Annotated in this window: 15 protein-coding genes; 5 read left to right on the forward strand and 10 right to left on the reverse strand. The window is 48.7% G+C overall.

Features of this window, described 5'->3' with window-relative positions; all coding sequences use genetic code 11:
• Nucleotide 1: 1 nt before the first annotated feature.
• Together sdhD and sdhC are read right to left on the reverse strand one after the other, a co-directional pair.
• Entirely contained in the window at nucleotides 2-349 is a 348-nt protein-coding gene (sdhD, locus tag ACLBLI_RS10575; RefSeq protein WP_414827583.1) for a succinate dehydrogenase, hydrophobic membrane anchor protein, read from the reverse strand.
• Nucleotides 343-717, reverse strand: coding sequence for a succinate dehydrogenase, cytochrome b556 subunit (gene sdhC, locus ACLBLI_RS10580; RefSeq protein WP_414827584.1), 375 nt, complete (start codon nucleotides 715-717; stop codon nucleotides 343-345). Before sdhC ends, sdhD begins: the two co-directional genes overlap by 7 nt.
• A 689-nt stretch (nucleotides 718-1,406) precedes the next feature.
• Between sdhC and ACLBLI_RS10585 the strand changes: the two genes are divergently transcribed.
• Both ACLBLI_RS10585 and ACLBLI_RS10590 read left to right on the forward strand, forming a co-directional pair.
• On the forward strand, nucleotides 1,407-2,684 hold the full coding sequence (locus tag ACLBLI_RS10585) for a citrate synthase (RefSeq protein WP_414827585.1): 1,278 nt from the start codon (nucleotides 1,407-1,409) through the stop codon (nucleotides 2,682-2,684).
• Between the two features lie 66 nt (nucleotides 2,685-2,750).
• Nucleotides 2,751-3,173 carry a DUF3429 domain-containing protein gene (locus ACLBLI_RS10590; RefSeq protein ID WP_414827586.1) on the forward strand — a complete coding sequence of 141 codons (423 nt, stop codon included), beginning with the start codon at nucleotides 2,751-2,753 and terminating at the stop codon, nucleotides 3,171-3,173.
• Nucleotides 3,174-3,317: 144 nt separating this feature from the next.
• On the opposite strand, the gene ACLBLI_RS10595 is transcribed toward ACLBLI_RS10590, so the two are convergent.
• From ACLBLI_RS10595 to lhgO, 5 genes are all read right to left on the reverse strand, one after another.
• Complete coding sequence (locus ACLBLI_RS10595) at nucleotides 3,318-4,778, reverse strand: phosphomannomutase CpsG (RefSeq protein ID WP_414827587.1); 1,461 nt, start codon at nucleotides 4,776-4,778, stop codon at nucleotides 3,318-3,320.
• A gap of 21 nt (nucleotides 4,779-4,799) precedes the next feature.
• On the reverse strand, nucleotides 4,800-6,209 hold the full coding sequence (locus tag ACLBLI_RS10600; protein WP_414827588.1) for a mannose-1-phosphate guanylyltransferase/mannose-6-phosphate isomerase: 1,410 nt from the start codon (nucleotides 6,207-6,209) through the stop codon (nucleotides 4,800-4,802).
• A 176-nt stretch (nucleotides 6,210-6,385) separates the two neighbouring features.
• The gene (locus ACLBLI_RS10605; protein ID WP_414827589.1) at nucleotides 6,386-7,210 is read right to left on the reverse strand and encodes a pirin family protein; all 825 of its coding nucleotides are present in this window, start codon (nucleotides 7,208-7,210) and stop codon (nucleotides 6,386-6,388) included.
• 7 nt (nucleotides 7,211-7,217) lie between these two features.
• On the reverse strand, nucleotides 7,218-8,165 hold the full coding sequence (locus tag ACLBLI_RS10610; protein ID WP_414827590.1) for a glutathione S-transferase family protein: 948 nt from the start codon (nucleotides 8,163-8,165) through the stop codon (nucleotides 7,218-7,220).
• A 222-nt stretch (nucleotides 8,166-8,387) separates the two neighbouring features.
• Entirely contained in the window at nucleotides 8,388-9,599 is a 1,212-nt protein-coding gene (gene lhgO, locus ACLBLI_RS10615) for an L-2-hydroxyglutarate oxidase (protein WP_414827591.1), read from the reverse strand.
• A 159-nt stretch (nucleotides 9,600-9,758) separates the two neighbouring features.
• Here lhgO and tcdA point away from each other — a divergent pair, with 159 nt between their 5' ends.
• Both tcdA and ACLBLI_RS10625 read left to right on the forward strand, forming a co-directional pair.
• Entirely contained in the window at nucleotides 9,759-10,541 is a 783-nt protein-coding gene (tcdA, locus tag ACLBLI_RS10620) for a tRNA cyclic N6-threonylcarbamoyladenosine(37) synthase TcdA (RefSeq protein WP_414830951.1), read from the forward strand.
• A 129-nt stretch (nucleotides 10,542-10,670) separates the two neighbouring features.
• A complete protein-coding gene (locus ACLBLI_RS10625) occupies nucleotides 10,671-11,078 on the forward strand; it encodes a hypothetical protein (protein ID WP_414827592.1) in 408 nt (135 codons plus the stop codon).
• A 37-nt stretch (nucleotides 11,079-11,115) separates the two neighbouring features.
• On the opposite strand, the gene ACLBLI_RS10630 is transcribed toward ACLBLI_RS10625, so the two are convergent.
• A complete protein-coding gene (locus ACLBLI_RS10630) occupies nucleotides 11,116-11,595 on the reverse strand; it encodes a DUF2919 family protein (protein WP_414827593.1) in 480 nt (159 codons plus the stop codon).
• Nucleotides 11,596-11,920: 325 nt separating this feature from the next.
• Here ACLBLI_RS10630 and rimO point away from each other — a divergent pair, with 325 nt between their 5' ends.
• Complete coding sequence (rimO, locus tag ACLBLI_RS10635; RefSeq protein ID WP_414827594.1) at nucleotides 11,921-13,336, forward strand: 30S ribosomal protein S12 methylthiotransferase RimO; 1,416 nt, start codon at nucleotides 11,921-11,923, stop codon at nucleotides 13,334-13,336.
• A gap of 77 nt (nucleotides 13,337-13,413) precedes the next feature.
• Here rimO and ACLBLI_RS10640 read toward each other — a convergent pair whose 3' ends face one another.
• Both ACLBLI_RS10640 and ACLBLI_RS10645 read right to left on the reverse strand, forming a co-directional pair.
• Nucleotides 13,414-14,409: a Kelch repeat-containing protein gene (locus tag ACLBLI_RS10640; RefSeq protein ID WP_414827595.1), complete on the reverse strand. Its 996-nt coding sequence runs from the start codon at nucleotides 14,407-14,409 to the stop codon at nucleotides 13,414-13,416.
• Complete coding sequence (locus ACLBLI_RS10645; RefSeq protein WP_414827596.1) at nucleotides 14,406-15,065, reverse strand: SDR family oxidoreductase; 660 nt, start codon at nucleotides 15,063-15,065, stop codon at nucleotides 14,406-14,408. The genes ACLBLI_RS10640 and ACLBLI_RS10645 overlap by 4 nt, the downstream gene beginning before the upstream one ends.
• Between the last annotated feature and the right edge of the window lie 26 nt (nucleotides 15,066-15,091).

Genomic DNA, 15,091 nt, shown 5'->3' on the forward strand with positions numbered 1-15,091 from the left:
ATTACACTCCCCACAATACAAACAGGCCAACTGCAACGTAGGCAAATGCGATGAGATTCAGCACATATTGCACAACGCCACGAACAGCAGCCGATTTAACGTAATCCGTTAACACCTGCCAAAGGCCAATACGAACGTGAATCATGATGGCAACCAGTGCTGCCAGCGTGAACACTTTCATCGCGATACCAGAAAACAGATCTTGCCACACTGCAAACGTAATGTTGTCAGTGGTGATAAAGAACCACGCCATGAATAGCGAAAATGCAGTGATAATAACTGCGGTTGCACGTAATGAAACGTAGTCTTGTACGCCGTTACGCTTGATGCTTGCCTGATTCGTTACCATAATGCAACTCCCAATACGATTGTCAGTACAATCCACAGCCCGATAACGATTTTCGCGCTTAAATTACCTGACTCAAGCTCTTCCCAATAACCCATATCCATGATGCCATGGCGAATGCCGCCCAACATGTGATAGGTCAGCGCTGACGCTGTGCCGATTGCGACCAATTTTCCAATGATACCGTCCATCATAGATTGCACGCTTGCAAAGCCATCTGCTGATGACAAAGAAACCGCCCAAGCCCAGATAACAAATAGCAATGCAAAAAACATTGCTACACCAGTAATCCGATGAAGAATTGACGAAATAGCAGAAGGAGGAAATTTAATAGTATTGAGTTCTAAATTTACTGGTCTTTGCTTTTTCACAATGTATGCCTGTTTGATCCGTAGGGATAATGAACCACTCACTATTTTTATGTCCTGTGTGAGTCGATTCGTTTATTACCTGTTAATTGCCTCATCCACTGAGTTGTTAACAATTTGTGAATTAATTATTACCTGATTTACAGAATAAATATTCCGGATTTCAAGTAGCGCTGAGTATATCCAGCACATAGTATAATTACAATTTTTTGTGCCTTATTAGGACTTTAGTCTTAGACTATAGACATAAGTAGGCCAGCGTCCAAATAACGCGCTAAAATTGATCGAAAGTTGATAACGCTGCAGTATAAAACGGCGCATTAGTTTATCAGTCCCTTACGTACATAACTATCGAAAAGATTGATAAATTACGCTCATTTAATGTGAGTGGCCAAACACCACCCAGTTTTTGATTAAATTAAGTGCGACTTAACAAAAAGTGAGATAATTCACCGGCTAACCACCCCGTGAACAAGCTCAATCGCATGAATAATTTTTAGATTTGTGGCACATTACACAGGTTGAATTGTGGTGAGTATCACCGTTAACAATCTGGAATATTTATCATCCATATATGCATTTAAATTGACTTGTTAGTGCATAATAAAGTACAAATACGCCACTTTTCCCAACGAGTCGGGGAATTTTCCCTGATTTCGCTGCAAACAGAACCATTCTGAGGAGAGCATTTTATGGCAGATCAGAAAGCCATTCTTAAAGCGGGCGACAAGGAAATTGAACTTCCTATTTTGTCCCCAACAGAAGGTCAAGACGTAATTGACGTGCGTCCATTAGGCGCTAACGGTTACTTCACCTATGACCCAGGATTTATGGCGACAGGATCTTGCGAATCAGCAATCACCTATATCGATGGCGCTAATGGTGTACTTTTACACCGCGGTTTCCCGATTGAGGAACTGGCCAGAGACGCGGACTACCTGGAAGTGTGCCACATGCTATTGCACGGTGACGCACCTTCAAAAGAAGAGTACGAAGAGTTTAAGTCGACGATTACCCGTCACACCATGGTGCATGAACAAATCAACATGTTTTTCCATGGTTTCAGAAATGACGCTCACCCAATGGCAATGCTTTGCGGCACTGTTGGCGCGATGTCTTCGTTTTATCACAGTGATTTGGATGTTTCTAATGCAGACGAGCGCGTACGCAGTGCACACCGTCTGATTGCTAAGATGCCAACGCTGGTCGCAATGTGCTACAAGTACAATATTGGTCAGCCGTTTGTGTATCCACGCAACGATCTGAGCTACGCTGCCAACTTCCTGAATATGATGTTCTCAGTCCCTGCTGAAGAATATCAAATCAGTCCGGCTGTAGAACGGGCGATGGACCGTATCTTTACGCTTCACGCCGATCATGAGCAAAACGCTTCTACCTCAACGGTTCGTCTTGCAGGCTCTTCTGGTGCAAACCCTTATGCGTGTATTGCCGCTGGTGTTGCCTCATTATGGGGCCCTGCACATGGTGGTGCGAATGAAGCTTGTCTGAACATGCTGGAAGAAATCGGCAGCGTAGATCGCATTCCCGAGTTCATTGAGCGTGCAAAAGATAAGAACGACCCGTTCCGACTGATGGGCTTTGGTCACCGTGTTTATAAAAACTATGACCCGCGCGCAACCGTAATGCGTGAAAGCTGCCATGAAGTTCTGAAAGAGCTGAATGTTCAGGATCCACTGCTGGACGTGGCAATGGAACTGGAGCGCATCGCGCTGGAAGACCCGTACTTTGCTGAGAAGAAACTGTTCCCGAACGTAGATTTCTACTCTGGTATCGTATTAAAAGCCATTGGTATCCCAACCAATATGTTTACGTGTATCTTCGCCCTGTCTCGAACTGTAGGCTGGATTTCACACTGGCATGAAATGATGAGCGATCCAAAACAAAAAATTGGTCGTCCTCGTCAGCTATACACTGGCCACAGCAAGCGTAAATATAATCCGATTAGATAAATCATCGTATCAGTAATTACGTAACAAAATAGCGCCTGTCGGCGCTATTTTTTTAAGGAGAACTTCATGCCCTACTCTGCAGTTTTTTTGGGTATTGCTGGCCTGATCCCATTTATCGCCATGCCACTTTTGGTGATAACCGATAGCCTATCCTTGAGTGAAGGGGCCAGGTATTTTACCCAGTATTCGGCAGTATTGCTGTCGTTTTTTGGCGGGGTTCACTGGTTGGATGCACTTCAGCATAACCGAACCAATCATCAGCTTTATGTCGCCATGCTTCCTACTATTATTGGCTGGCTTTGCCTGGTCTTCAGTGGTGATGTCAAGGTGCTGGGGGTGTTATCGGTATCTTATATCGCGATACTTTTCTACGATAAATTTACGCTAACCCTCCCTCAAAAGATTGTTATAGCTTACACCACGGTAAGAATGGCACTTACGACCGTAGTGGTGATTTGTCATGCAGTGATGATTGTCTTACTGACCTGAACCGAAAATTCCATACAGCAAGGTAATTTTGTGAGGCGCGATCTAGCATCGCAGACGCCAAAGCCCTCATGATTTTATATCGTCAGTGCCAACCAATAAAAAAAGCGCCTGAAGGCGCTTTTTTTATTGCAAATAGGCAAGTCACTACTCGTCTCTGATCACGCCGAGCAATTCCGCTGTTTTTTCTTCCATCAGAGGAATATCACCTTTTGATTCCACGTTCAGCCGAATCACCGGCTCAGTGTTGGATTTTCTCAGGTTGAAGCGCCAGTCCCCAAACTCCAGCCCCAGGCCGTCGGTCTTATCGATAACCTGCGCATCTGCTTCATACTTATCAAGCACGCGTTGAAGCGCGGCATCAGCATCTTTTAACTTACTGTTAATTTCACCGGAAGAGGGAAATGCGGCTATGCGCTCTTTCACCATCGACGCCAGCGACTGTTGCTTGGTACAAATCAGTTCAGCAATCAATAACCACGGGATCATACCGGAATCACAATAAGCGAAATCACGAAAATAGTGGTGCGCGCTCATTTCTCCGCCGTAAACCGCATCTTCCTTGCGCATACGCTCTTTTATGAAAGCGTGGCCAGTTTTGCACTTAATGGGTTTGCCACCGGCGCTGTTGACGATATCTTCGGTATTCCAGTAAACGCGTGGATCGTAAATGATTTTTGCGTCACTGTCTTTTTCAAGAAAAGCTTCTGCCAGCAGACCAACAATATAGTAACCTTCTATAAAGTTGCCTTCGGCATCAAATAGGAAACAACGATCAAAGTCGCCGTCCCATGCTATACCAAAATCGGCCGCATTTTCTTTTACAGCCAACGCAGTATCTGCACGATTTTCAGGCAATAACGGGTTCGGGATCCCATTCGGGAACGTACCATCGGGCTGATGATGCACTTTAACAAAGGTAACCGGCACGTTGTTCTTTCTAAAAGCAGAATCAATCGCGTCCAGCGCCTTGCCTGCCGCACCGTTGCCGACATTAGCGACGATGGTCAGCGGCGTAAAGTTATCAAGGTTGACGTAAGAGAGAATATGCTCGATATACGCATCCATACAGCTACTGCTTTTATAGCTGCCAGTGTCCTGTAAACGCACTTCCTGAATATGCGATTTGCCGTCAAAAAAAGCCTGAGGGTCGATATCAGCGTGATTAGTATAGAAACCAAGCCGCTCATTAATCTTTGCGTCATCGAGGGATTCAGCACGTGACTTGATTGCATTGAGGCCGGTGTCGCCACTGATCGGGACCGATTGCGCCTTAACCAGCTTCATGCCGTTATAGTTAATCGGATTATGACTGGCAGTCACTTCGATACCGCCATCAACGCCAAGGTGCTTAGTAGCGAAATAAATCTCTTCCGTGCCAGCCATGCCGATATCAATGACCTCAGCGCCACCATCAATTATCCCGGCAGAGAGTGCCAGCTTCAGCGGTGCCGATGTCAAACGTACATCACCACCGACCACTACCGTCTTTGCGCCAAGTTCCTCAGCAAATGCGTAACCAATTCGATAGGCGACCTCCTCATTCAACTGGGAGTTCAGCTCGCCACGAATATCGTAAGCTTTGAAACAGGTAATAGGTGTTCCCATTATCGTAATTACTCCCGGCGGTTACTTGGCTGTACGGCCATAGCGGTCAGAAAAGCGCACAATGTCGTCTTCTCCAAGGTAGGCGCCCGACTGAACTTCGATGAGCTCCAGCGGGATCTTGCCGGGGTTTTCCAGCGCATGCACGTCACCGATAGGGATATAGACCGACTCGTTCTCTGTGACCAACTGTGTCTTTTCACCAATTGTTACATTGGCTGTACCTGACACCACGATCCAGTGTTCGGCACGGTGATGATGCATCTGTACAGAGAGTTTTTCGCCGGGCTTAACGGTGATCCGCTTAACCTGGAAGCGCTTGCCGTTATCGATGGAGTCGTAACTGCCCCACGGGCGGAAGACTTCCCGGTGAAATTCGAACTCAGGCCGCTTTTCCGCTTTTAATGTGCCGACGACCTTCTTGATATCCTGCACTTTGTCTTTGTGGGCAACCATGACTGCATCTTTGGTCTCAACCACAACGACATCATCAAGGCCAATCACCGAAATCAGGCGCTCTTCTGCATTAATGTAGCTGTTGTGTACCCCTTCAAGAATAGCATCACCCACCACCACATTACCGTTCTCATCTTTGTTTTCGGCGGTATCCCACAGCGATGTCCAGCTGCCTACATCAGACCAGCCTGCATCCAGTGGTACCATCGCAGCCGCTTGCGTTTTTTCCATGACGGCATAATCGATAGAGTCATCCGGGCAGGTCGCAAAAATGTCAGCATCGACGCGGATAAAATCAAGATCATGCGATTCAGAATCAATGGCTTTTTTGCACACATTGAGAATATCTGGGTTGAACTTACTTAGCTCTTCCAGGTATCGGCTGGCCTTGAACATGAACATGCCGCTGTTCCAGAAGTACTTACCGGAATCGACATAAGTCTTCGCTGTTTCCATGTCAGGCTTTTCAACAAATTCTTTTACCGCAAAGCCGCCGTCCAGTTCATCACCAGACTGGATATAGCCGTATCCGGTATGCGGCTCAGTGGGCACAATACCAAAGGTAACTAAATTGCCAGCTTCTGCCAGAGCCTGGGCTTTCTCAATCGCACCGTGAAACTCAGGTAATTGTTTGATCAGGTGATCGGCTGCCAATACAAGAAGCACCGGGTCCTGACCATCTTTAGTGGCATGTAAAGCCGCCAGCGCAATCGCCGGCGCGGTGTTGCGCCCTACAGGTTCAAGCATTATCCCGCCGTGATCGGTACCTAGCTGTCGTAATTGTTCAGCAACCAGAAACCGGTGCGCTTCATTGCAGATTAATACCGGTTTTTCCGCACCGGTGCCATTAAGACGCGACAGCGTTTCCTGCAGCATGGTTTGTTCTGATGTCAGGGATAGAAATTGCTTTGGGAGCGCGGCACGAGACTTTGGCCAAAGACGACTTCCTGAGCCGCCCGCAAGGATAACTGGTTTCATTATCTGTCCTGTAAAGTGTGGCTTTCGCCTGATAGTTCCTGAGTACGATGGTAATCAAGGCGGACGCCCCAATCAATGGCTATATTCCAGTTAATTAAAAAAAAACATAATTTGGAATAAAAAAGCCCCTCGCTATAAGCTTAAGGGGCTTTGGATAAGGATACTAGCGTTATTTTTCAGGTAAAGTTGCCACTTTGGTAATCCATCAGCGCCTGACGAATCTCTTGTTCTGTGTTCATGACGAACGGGCCATATTGCACCACGGGCTCGCGGATGGGCTCACCAGCGACTAAAATCGCCTTGCCGACACCCGAAATCTCGACACTACCGGTATCGGATAGTACCGCTAATTCGCCGGACTCTATGGTTTCTCCACACAGGTTAAGTTTGCCATCGTAACAGTAAACAAAGCCATTGTGCCCGTCTTCCACTTTAACAGTCTGGGTGTCTTGCGTTGTTAAGTGAAAGTCGAAGAACAAAGGAGCGACTGCTTGTGTCGAGACCGGACCGCTCACGTCATTGATGGTTCCCGCAAGTACTTTGACACTGTTGCCATTTCCGAGATCAACGGTGGGTACGGATGCCGGCTGAATGTCTTGGTAACCCGGCGCAGAGAGCTTTTCACTGGCAGGCAAGTTAACCCACAATTGAAACCCCTGCAGTAAGCCTGACTCCTGCTCTGGCATCTCCTCATGAATAATCCCGCGCCCTGCATTCATCCACTGGATACCGCCAGATTCAATCACGCCTTCATTGCCCACCGAATCTTTATGCCGCATCTTTCCGGTTAACATGTAAGTGACGGTCTGAAATCCGCGATGCGGATGCGGCGGAAACCCTTCAATATAGTCGCTGGCTTCTTCAGAGCCAAAAAAGTCGAGCATCAGGAAAGGATCGAGCCGTGGTAGGGCTGGTTGACCAATAATTCGGGTAAGTTTAACTCCTGCCCCATCCTGCGTGGCAATGCCTCTTACTCGCTGGGTAATTCGTCTGACATTCATTGTGCTTCTACTCCACCTTTGCGGACAAATCCTGACTGGGTCCTACCGGCACAACCTGAGTAGGATTGATCATAGTATGACTGTAGTAATAATGACGTTTAATGTGATCAAAATTCACTGTCTCAGCAATACCGGGGTGCTGATACAATGACTTCATATACGCAAACATGGCCGGATAGTCTGCAATTTGTCTGATATTGCATTTAAAGTGACCATGATATACCGGATCAAAACGGATAAGCGTGGTGAACAGTCGCCAGTCTGCTTCTGTCAGGGTATCACCCACCAGATAGCGTTGCTGTTTTAGTCTCTCTTCTACCGTGTCCAACGCTTTGAAAAGGGTATATACCGCTTCTTCATATGCATCTTGTGTTGTTGCGAATCCAGACTTATAAACGCCGTTATTAATGTCGTGATATACCATCTCGTTTACCGTGTCGATCTCGGTTCGCAGCGACTTAGGATAATAGTCATCGTGATTGTCGGTGATGTCATTAAATGCCGAGTTAAACATACGAATGATTTCCGACGACTCATTACTCACAATACATTTTTTCTGCTTATCCCATAGTACGGGCACAGTAACCCGCGTAGTCACATCCGGCGTATCCATTAGATAGATTTCGCGAAGAAAGTCTTTGTTATACAGCGTATCGCCTGTGGCGCCGGGATAATCCTCAAACGTCCAGCCTTCACCCAGCATATCCGGACAGACTACCGACACGCTGATATGCGACTCCAGCGCCTTGAGCTTACGAAATATCAATGCCCGGTGTGCCCATGGACATGCCAGAGAAACATAAAGATGATAACGACCACTTTGCGGCGGAAATTCAGCGCCGGTCTCCGTTGATATTGTGTTTCTGAAGGATGACGACTCGCGTTTAAACTTACCGTCGTTGCTATCCGTATCGTACCACTTGTCCTGCCATTTACCGTCTACCAATAATCCCATGACTCTCTCCTGTATTGACCTGATTGCAGATGTCACGCGTTACTTCTGCCTCGCAGTACGTACTCTTTCAACAGTGTTACGTCTCGCGATGAAAATCGGCTGAAAAATACCTGTTGATGACACGCTAAATCTGCCTGACCTTTATTTGACCATACAGAGTCTAGAACGTATTCACGTTATATTTGGATTGAGTGTTCTATTAAATAGAATAAACCAGTGTGGTCAGGAAAACGCCCTGTCGAGAATAGCTCTGGCGATAGGCAACGCACTGGTCGCAGCCGGTGATGGGGCATTTCCCACATGCAGAATGCGTGCGGAGGAAACAAAACGGAAATCCTGGACCAGCTCGCCGTCGTGGGTCACAGCCTGTGCACGGATGCCAGCCCGAAATGGAGAAAAATCGTGCTCCGTTACTGCCGGGCAATACCGCTGTATCAATGACGCATAATGTCGCTTACTCAAGGTGGTGGCCAACTCTGAAACAACACTTTCCCGGTATTTCCATAGTAGCTTCCACAACCCCGGAGATTTACCCAGTTGCCAGAGTTCGGCAAGAGAAGTCTGGTGATTATTGTAAGCTTCTTTTCCCGGCGCCAGCACCGCGTTAGGCCCGACTGTCGTGTAGCCACCGATCATTCGCGTAAGATGGAGGCCAAGAAACGGCATCGCCGGATCCGGCACCGGATAAATTAACCGTGACGTGATATTGTCAAAGCGCGAGTGTAGCTTAAAGTACTCCCCCTTAAATGGCAGTATGCTAAATTCACAGTCCAGGCCTTGTAAGTGGATCAGTGTATCCGCATAAACGCCGGCGCAAACTATCAGCTTATCTGCACGAAACTGCTTTAGTTCATCACCACGGCGACACGTCACTGTAGTAAACGCGTCCCCTTCCTCAATGCCGCATACTGCATGCTGGTAGCGAATTTCCAGTGCACCAGTCGAGCACGCTTTCTCCAGCATGCACGATGTGATAGCAGAATAATCAGTGATCCCGGTATGTGAGACATAAATCGCCTCCTCTCCCCTAATATGTGGCTCCATCTTGCTCAGGCCACTGGCGCTCACACGCTCAGGAGAAAGGTCATTTTGCTGACAACGTTCGAAAATGGTATTGAGGTTGTCAATCTCTTGCTCAGATGTGGCGACGACGAGCTTCCCGCATTGCTCTACAGGTAAATCATGCTCGCTGCAAAAGCGCAGCGTATCCTCCAGCCCTTGTCGACAGTATTTTGCTTTAAGCGAGCCAGGTGGATAGTAGACACCCGCATGGATCACACCGGAGTTTCTGCCCGTCTGATGAGTAGCCGGTTCCGCGCCCTTATCCATCAGCATCACTCTGGCAGCCGGATGCTTTTTGCAGTAGGTGTAAGCGACAGCTGCACCGATAATGCCCGCACCAACAATAATTAGATCGTATGTGTTCTCAGCCACTTCTGTCACCCGCTTTCACGCATCGCAACACTTGAAAATTACTGGTAGTCTGCCATTATGCGCGCGGTTAAGAAACCGATGGATACAGATTCTGTATTTACAATAATTGTGCAGGCAGCCATCTTGCAGGCCAGCACTCATTATCACCTGACAGGCACTATGAATTCAGACGAAAAAACCCGTTTTGGGGGTATCACGCGGCTATATGGCCAACCAGCAACGGATGCGTTAACTCACAGTCACGTCTGCGTTGCCGGGATCGGCGGCGTTGGCTCCTGGACGGCAGAAGCGCTTGCCCGCTCTGGTATCGGTAATATTACGCTGATCGATCTGGATGACATCTGCACCACAAATACCAACCGCCAAATTCACGCACTGACCGACACGATTGGCAATGCCAAAGTAGACGTTATGAAATCGCGGATCCGGTTAATTAACCCGCAGTGTAACGTTAACGCTATCGAAGACTTTGTCACCGAAGAGACTGTCTCAGACTATCTGACGTCTGAAATGGACGTGGTTATTGATGCCACTGACAGCATTAAGGCAAAAGCGGCGATGATCCATCACTGTAAACGACGGAAAATCCCCATCATTACCGTCGGTGGCGCAGGCGGGCAAATTGACCCCACCCAGGTAACCCGTGGCGATCTGGCAAAGACAACTCAGGACCCGCTTGCCGCCAAACTTCGAAGCGAACTTCGTCGCTTTTATGGTTTTAGCAAAAACCCAAAGCGTCGGTTTGGTGTCGAGTGCATCTACTCCACCGAGCAGCTTCGCTATCCGCAACCTGACGGCTCAGTTTGCTTTAACAAATCTGCAATGGACGGAGGAACCCGCCTTGATTGTGCTGGCGGTTTTGGTGCCGTCGTCACGGTAACGGCGACTTTTGGCATGTTTGCCGCGGCAAGCGCGATAAACCGTATCACGGGTCAGAAATAGACATCGACACAGAACTACCGCAGAATAGTGTCAGATGGGCGGGCAATGCTGACATCGTGTAACACTTGCCCGGATAAAAACGACAAAATAACACCATTCCACGAGCTGGTTAGAAATACGGAGCAATGGATGAAGCAACAAGAATTAGAACAACTCATGGCAGATTGTGCCCGCGATGCTGTTGCCACAGCCCAGGAAGAGTTTCAGGTAGAACTGGATTACACAGGCGAGAGTATCGCAGCGGTCGATGATGTATTGTTAAGCTTTGTAGACCGTTATCACGATAAAGCACTGGAAGACGAAGCGGTATTTACGCTGTGCAACGTCTTTGGCGCCTATACCGGCGAAACGTTTCGCAGGCTTGTCGGCGGCAGTTGGCGTTACGATCAGTCGAACCCGAAAGCCCCTTATGTCCTGCTGGATGTTGGCGAGCTGTCTTATGCCTTTGCAGGAATTTGCTACGAGCGTCTGGTAAACGACAGTCAGGTAAGCGTAAAAGCGTATTTTGACCAGGCATTATCGCAGCACGTGCAATGAAAGCGACTTGGGATCAGCACTAACCTGATCCCATTGTTCAGGCTTTTAACAACCAGTCAGAAATCATCCATCGTAAATGACGGCTTTTCATAACAGCATAGCCACTGACAACGCAAATCAACAGCCGGGCGGCAATGACAAATTGAAACTGCCAATGGTGAGACGACAAATACCAGAGCTGCAGTGCTATCTGGCACAGCAATGAAAATACCAGCAGCGGTACCACCCAGTAACTCCAACGCAGGTGCTCCCGCTTCCACAACCGCTCCCGTTGCGATGCCAGAATAAGAGAAAGCAGCGCGGGTAATGCGCACAATAAAGAGATTGCCAGTTCAATACGGCTGGGGTAAAACAGTGATAATAAAAAGCTGGTTTTATCCCGCATCGTAAGAGAAAACACCAGAATTAACCAGTCAGCAAGGCAGAAAACAAAGACAATAGCCAGCCAGCGCGGCGGTTTGATCCTTCCGGCTTCATCGTAGCAATGCAGAGGGAGTTTTAACGGTGTAGTTTTCATGCGGTGAAAGGTATCAGAGTTTATCTCCCGGCGCTAAAAATTCTTGCCTCGTCAGCCGACGGCTAAACTTTGCGCAGTATCTCGCCCCGGTAATAGAAACACAGCATACATGACCGTCATCTGTTTATACTCACAATGATGCCAGCGACACGAGAGTACTATTCTAAGCGCTCGGCTTTGCGTTTGTCGGTTTTGGCAAAACAATCCGCTTGTGACGTGCCCAAGAGATCGAAATATAACCTGCACGCTATGCTGATCTCATGGCAACATTGCTGTATAATCCGCGTCCGCTTTTGAGCTCACAGGCCGAACAGGTATTATCAGCATGACCGTAGAAACTTATACCCCCAACAGAACCACCACCCTGGAGACCCCGGTGAAAACGCTGGAAGCCAATCGCTCCTCGTCCACTGCCCAGGGAAACCGTATTGGTTTCGTCAGTCTTGGCTGCCCTAAAAACCTGGTGGATTCCGAGCGTATTCTTACTCAGCTTCGAACCGAAGGCTACGATGTCGTGCCGACTTATAATGATGCAGACCTGGTGATTGTGAATACCTGTGGGTTTATTGATTCTGCCGTGCAGGAATCCTTAGACACTATTGGGGAAGCGCTGAAAGAAAACGGCAAAGTGATTGTTACCGGGTGTCTTGGCGTAAAAGAAGACGAGATACGTGAGGTTCATCCCAATGTTCTGGCAATTACCGGGCCGCACGCTTACGAGTCGGTGGTGGAGCAGGTGCATGACCACATGCCGAAACCTGAACATAATCCATTTCATAATCTGGTACCTGACCATGGCGTAAAACTAACGCCGCGCCATTATGCCTATCTGAAAATTTCTGAAGGCTGTAATCACCGCTGTACCTTCTGCATTATTCCGTCTATGCGCGGTGATCTGGTAAGCCGACCAGTGGGCTCGGTGCTGGATGAAGCCAAGCGGCTAAAAGCAGCCGGAGTGAGCGAACTTCTGGTAATATCTCAGGATACCAGTGCCTACGGCGTAGACCTGAAACACCGCACTGGTTTTTGGGACGGAATGCCGGTTAAAACACATATGCAGCAGCTATCTGCGAAATTGGGTGAGCTGGATATGTGGGTACGCCTGCATTATGTATATCCCTACCCGCACGTTGATGAGCTTATCAGCCTGATGAACGACGGTAAGGTGTTGCCGTATCTGGATATCCCACTTCAGCATGCCAATAAACGTATTTTACGCCTGATGAAGCGCCCTGGCAGTGCAGAACGCACGCTGGAAAGAATTAAAAAATGGCGCGAGGAATGCCCGGAACTGGTGCTGCGTTCCACTTTCATCGTCGGCTTTCCAGGTGAAACTGAGGAAGAGTTCGAAGAGTTACTCGCGTTTCTGAAAGAAGCCCAGCTCGACCGGGTCGGTTGTTTTACCTATTCCCCGGTGGAAGGGGCCAGAGCGAACGACTTGCCTGACCCGGTACCTGAAGAGGTCAAACAAGAGCGTCTGGCCCGCTTTATGGCCGTGCAAAGTGAAATTAGTGCACAGCGATTGCAAGACCGTATCGGTAATGAATACCAGATAGTGATCGATTCAGTGGACAGTGAAGGCGCGGTGGGACGCTCTTACGCAGAAGCCCCGGAAGTCGATGGCGTTATTCACCTCAATGGGGTTTACGATGTGCAGCCAGGCCAGCGCGTGTGGGCCGAAATTATCCATGCAGATGAACATGACCTGTGGGCCGTGCTTTCTGACGATCAGGACGAGTAAGCCTTTGTGTCATCGGGGCAAGAGAGAGATATCCTCACTTTCTCTCGCCTCATCAATGCTTGAGAAGCAACAGTCAGTTAACGATGTATTGCGCGCTGAAACTGACTGACAGTGGTTTTAGTGTCTCTGGCGCCCGCTTTTGCCGCGCCACCGATGAGCCATATTTTATTGTCTAACACCACAGATCCCAGACCGTGGCGCGGTACCGGCATCGTACTCACACTGCTCCAGGTACGCTTGCGTGGTGAGTAACGCCAAACGTCATGGTATACGCCACCGCCGTCAGTAAAATACTCTCCACCAAACACGTAAATGTCTCCCTGATAGGCTTGGCAGGTCAACCCTCCCTGCGCCTTCGGGAGTGGCGCCAACGTCTTCCACTTCCGGGTTTCTGTCGAAAATACTTCATGAATGGCAAGATTACCGCCTTCGACAGTACGCCCGCCAATAACATGCCACTGTGCATCAAGAACCACCGAGCAGGCACTGTTACGAGGAGTAGGCAGTACCGGCGCTGTTGACCAGATCCCGGTATCCGGGTTCAGAACACCGTGCCAGTTGGTGTCCTTACTGTCCAGCCATTGTCCGTTTTTCTGCTTAGTGGCACTGCGTCCACCAGCTACATGAATACCATCGCTCAAGTGCGCGTAGACGGTTTCACTCAGCGTGACTGGCATCGGCTCTTTTAACTGCCAGGACTCAGAGTCCTGATCTAAAAACATGACGGTACTGGTGTTCGTCCACTGGCCAGTATCGCTCTCAATAAAACCGCCCAAAGACCACACACCCTTATCTGTTCCCACCAGTAAAGCGTGATGGCGACGCTCTGGCAATGCTGGTGCTGGCTGCCAATGTGCTGCGCCAGGAGATAACCGCCAGACTCTGTCATCAATCTCCAGCAAATTGCCTTTTCCAGCACGCAGGCCTCCGGCAACAATAATCTGCTGTTGACTTACTGTCGGATAAATTTCCTGGACCGGCACAGGAAGTGAAGGTGCCAATGACCATCGATAATCACTTGCAGCCGCAGCACTGATGGTCAACAGTATGGCGGCAACTAACGCTGACTTCACCACGGCAATGACTCACCGTTTGCGTGAACAAACGAGCCGGTTGTTTTCATAGATAATTCATCAATACGCGCTACCAGCCTTTGCGCGGCGGTATCTGCATCAATATCGCCATTACCATTCACCATTTCAGTCTGTACAAACCCCGGATGGAAAAGGCCCACGGCGATCCCCTTTGGTGCAAGATCGTGCGCCAGAGATACTCCTGCTGCATTCAGGGCAGCTTTTGACATTCGATAACCATAATATCCGCCCGACCCGTTATCTGCCATTGAGCCCATGCGGCTGGTTATCATGGCAACTTTGGCATTTTCTGACAGCGAGCTCATCAGTGTCTGTGTAACCAGTAACGGACCTAAAGCATTGACTCTGAACTGGTAATCAATCGTGTTAGGGTCCCAGTCCTGCAAAGACTCTCTTCCCAATACACCGGCGTTATTTATCAGTAAATCAATCTTTACTGGGGAAAGGGGAGCAAGCGCTTCGGTTAATGTATCAGGACGTGACACATCTACCCCGTTAATCACATTGGCTCCCGACCCATTCAGGTCATCGCAGCTATTCCGACACGTCGAATACACAGTATCACCCCGGGCGATGTAGGCTTTCACCAGGGCGAGCCCGATTCCCCTGTTGCCTCCGGTAATGACTACGTTCATGCGTGCTCCTAACTCTATTGTTTTAA

The sequence above is a fragment of the Alteromonas sp. H39 genome (assembly GCF_047556435.1).
Lineage (GTDB): Bacteria > Pseudomonadota > Gammaproteobacteria > Enterobacterales > Alteromonadaceae > Alteromonas.

Excerpts from the sequence above, each read along its gene's own strand:
- sdhD (WP_414827583.1), bottom strand. The coding sequence starts at position 349 with ATGGTAACGAATCAGGCAAGCATCAAGCGTAACGGCGTACAAGACTAC.
- ACLBLI_RS10585 (WP_414827585.1), top strand. The coding sequence starts at position 1,407 with ATGGCAGATCAGAAAGCCATTCTTAAAGCGGGCGACAAGGAAATTGAA.
- ACLBLI_RS10590 (WP_414827586.1), top strand. The coding sequence starts at position 2,751 with ATGCCCTACTCTGCAGTTTTTTTGGGTATTGCTGGCCTGATCCCATTT.
- ACLBLI_RS10595 (WP_414827587.1), bottom strand. The coding sequence starts at position 4,778 with ATGGGAACACCTATTACCTGTTTCAAAGCTTACGATATTCGTGGCGAG.
- ACLBLI_RS10600 (WP_414827588.1), bottom strand. The coding sequence starts at position 6,209 with ATGAAACCAGTTATCCTTGCGGGCGGCTCAGGAAGTCGTCTTTGGCCA.
- ACLBLI_RS10605 (WP_414827589.1), bottom strand. The coding sequence starts at position 7,210 with ATGAATGTCAGACGAATTACCCAGCGAGTAAGAGGCATTGCCACGCAG.
- ACLBLI_RS10610 (WP_414827590.1), bottom strand. The coding sequence starts at position 8,165 with ATGGGATTATTGGTAGACGGTAAATGGCAGGACAAGTGGTACGATACG.
- tcdA (WP_414830951.1), top strand. The coding sequence starts at position 9,759 with ATGAATTCAGACGAAAAAACCCGTTTTGGGGGTATCACGCGGCTATAT.
- ACLBLI_RS10625 (WP_414827592.1), top strand. The coding sequence starts at position 10,671 with ATGAAGCAACAAGAATTAGAACAACTCATGGCAGATTGTGCCCGCGAT.
- ACLBLI_RS10630 (WP_414827593.1), bottom strand. The coding sequence starts at position 11,595 with ATGAAAACTACACCGTTAAAACTCCCTCTGCATTGCTACGATGAAGCC.
- rimO (WP_414827594.1), top strand. The coding sequence starts at position 11,921 with ATGACCGTAGAAACTTATACCCCCAACAGAACCACCACCCTGGAGACC.
- ACLBLI_RS10645 (WP_414827596.1), bottom strand. The coding sequence starts at position 15,065 with ATGAACGTAGTCATTACCGGAGGCAACAGGGGAATCGGGCTCGCCCTG.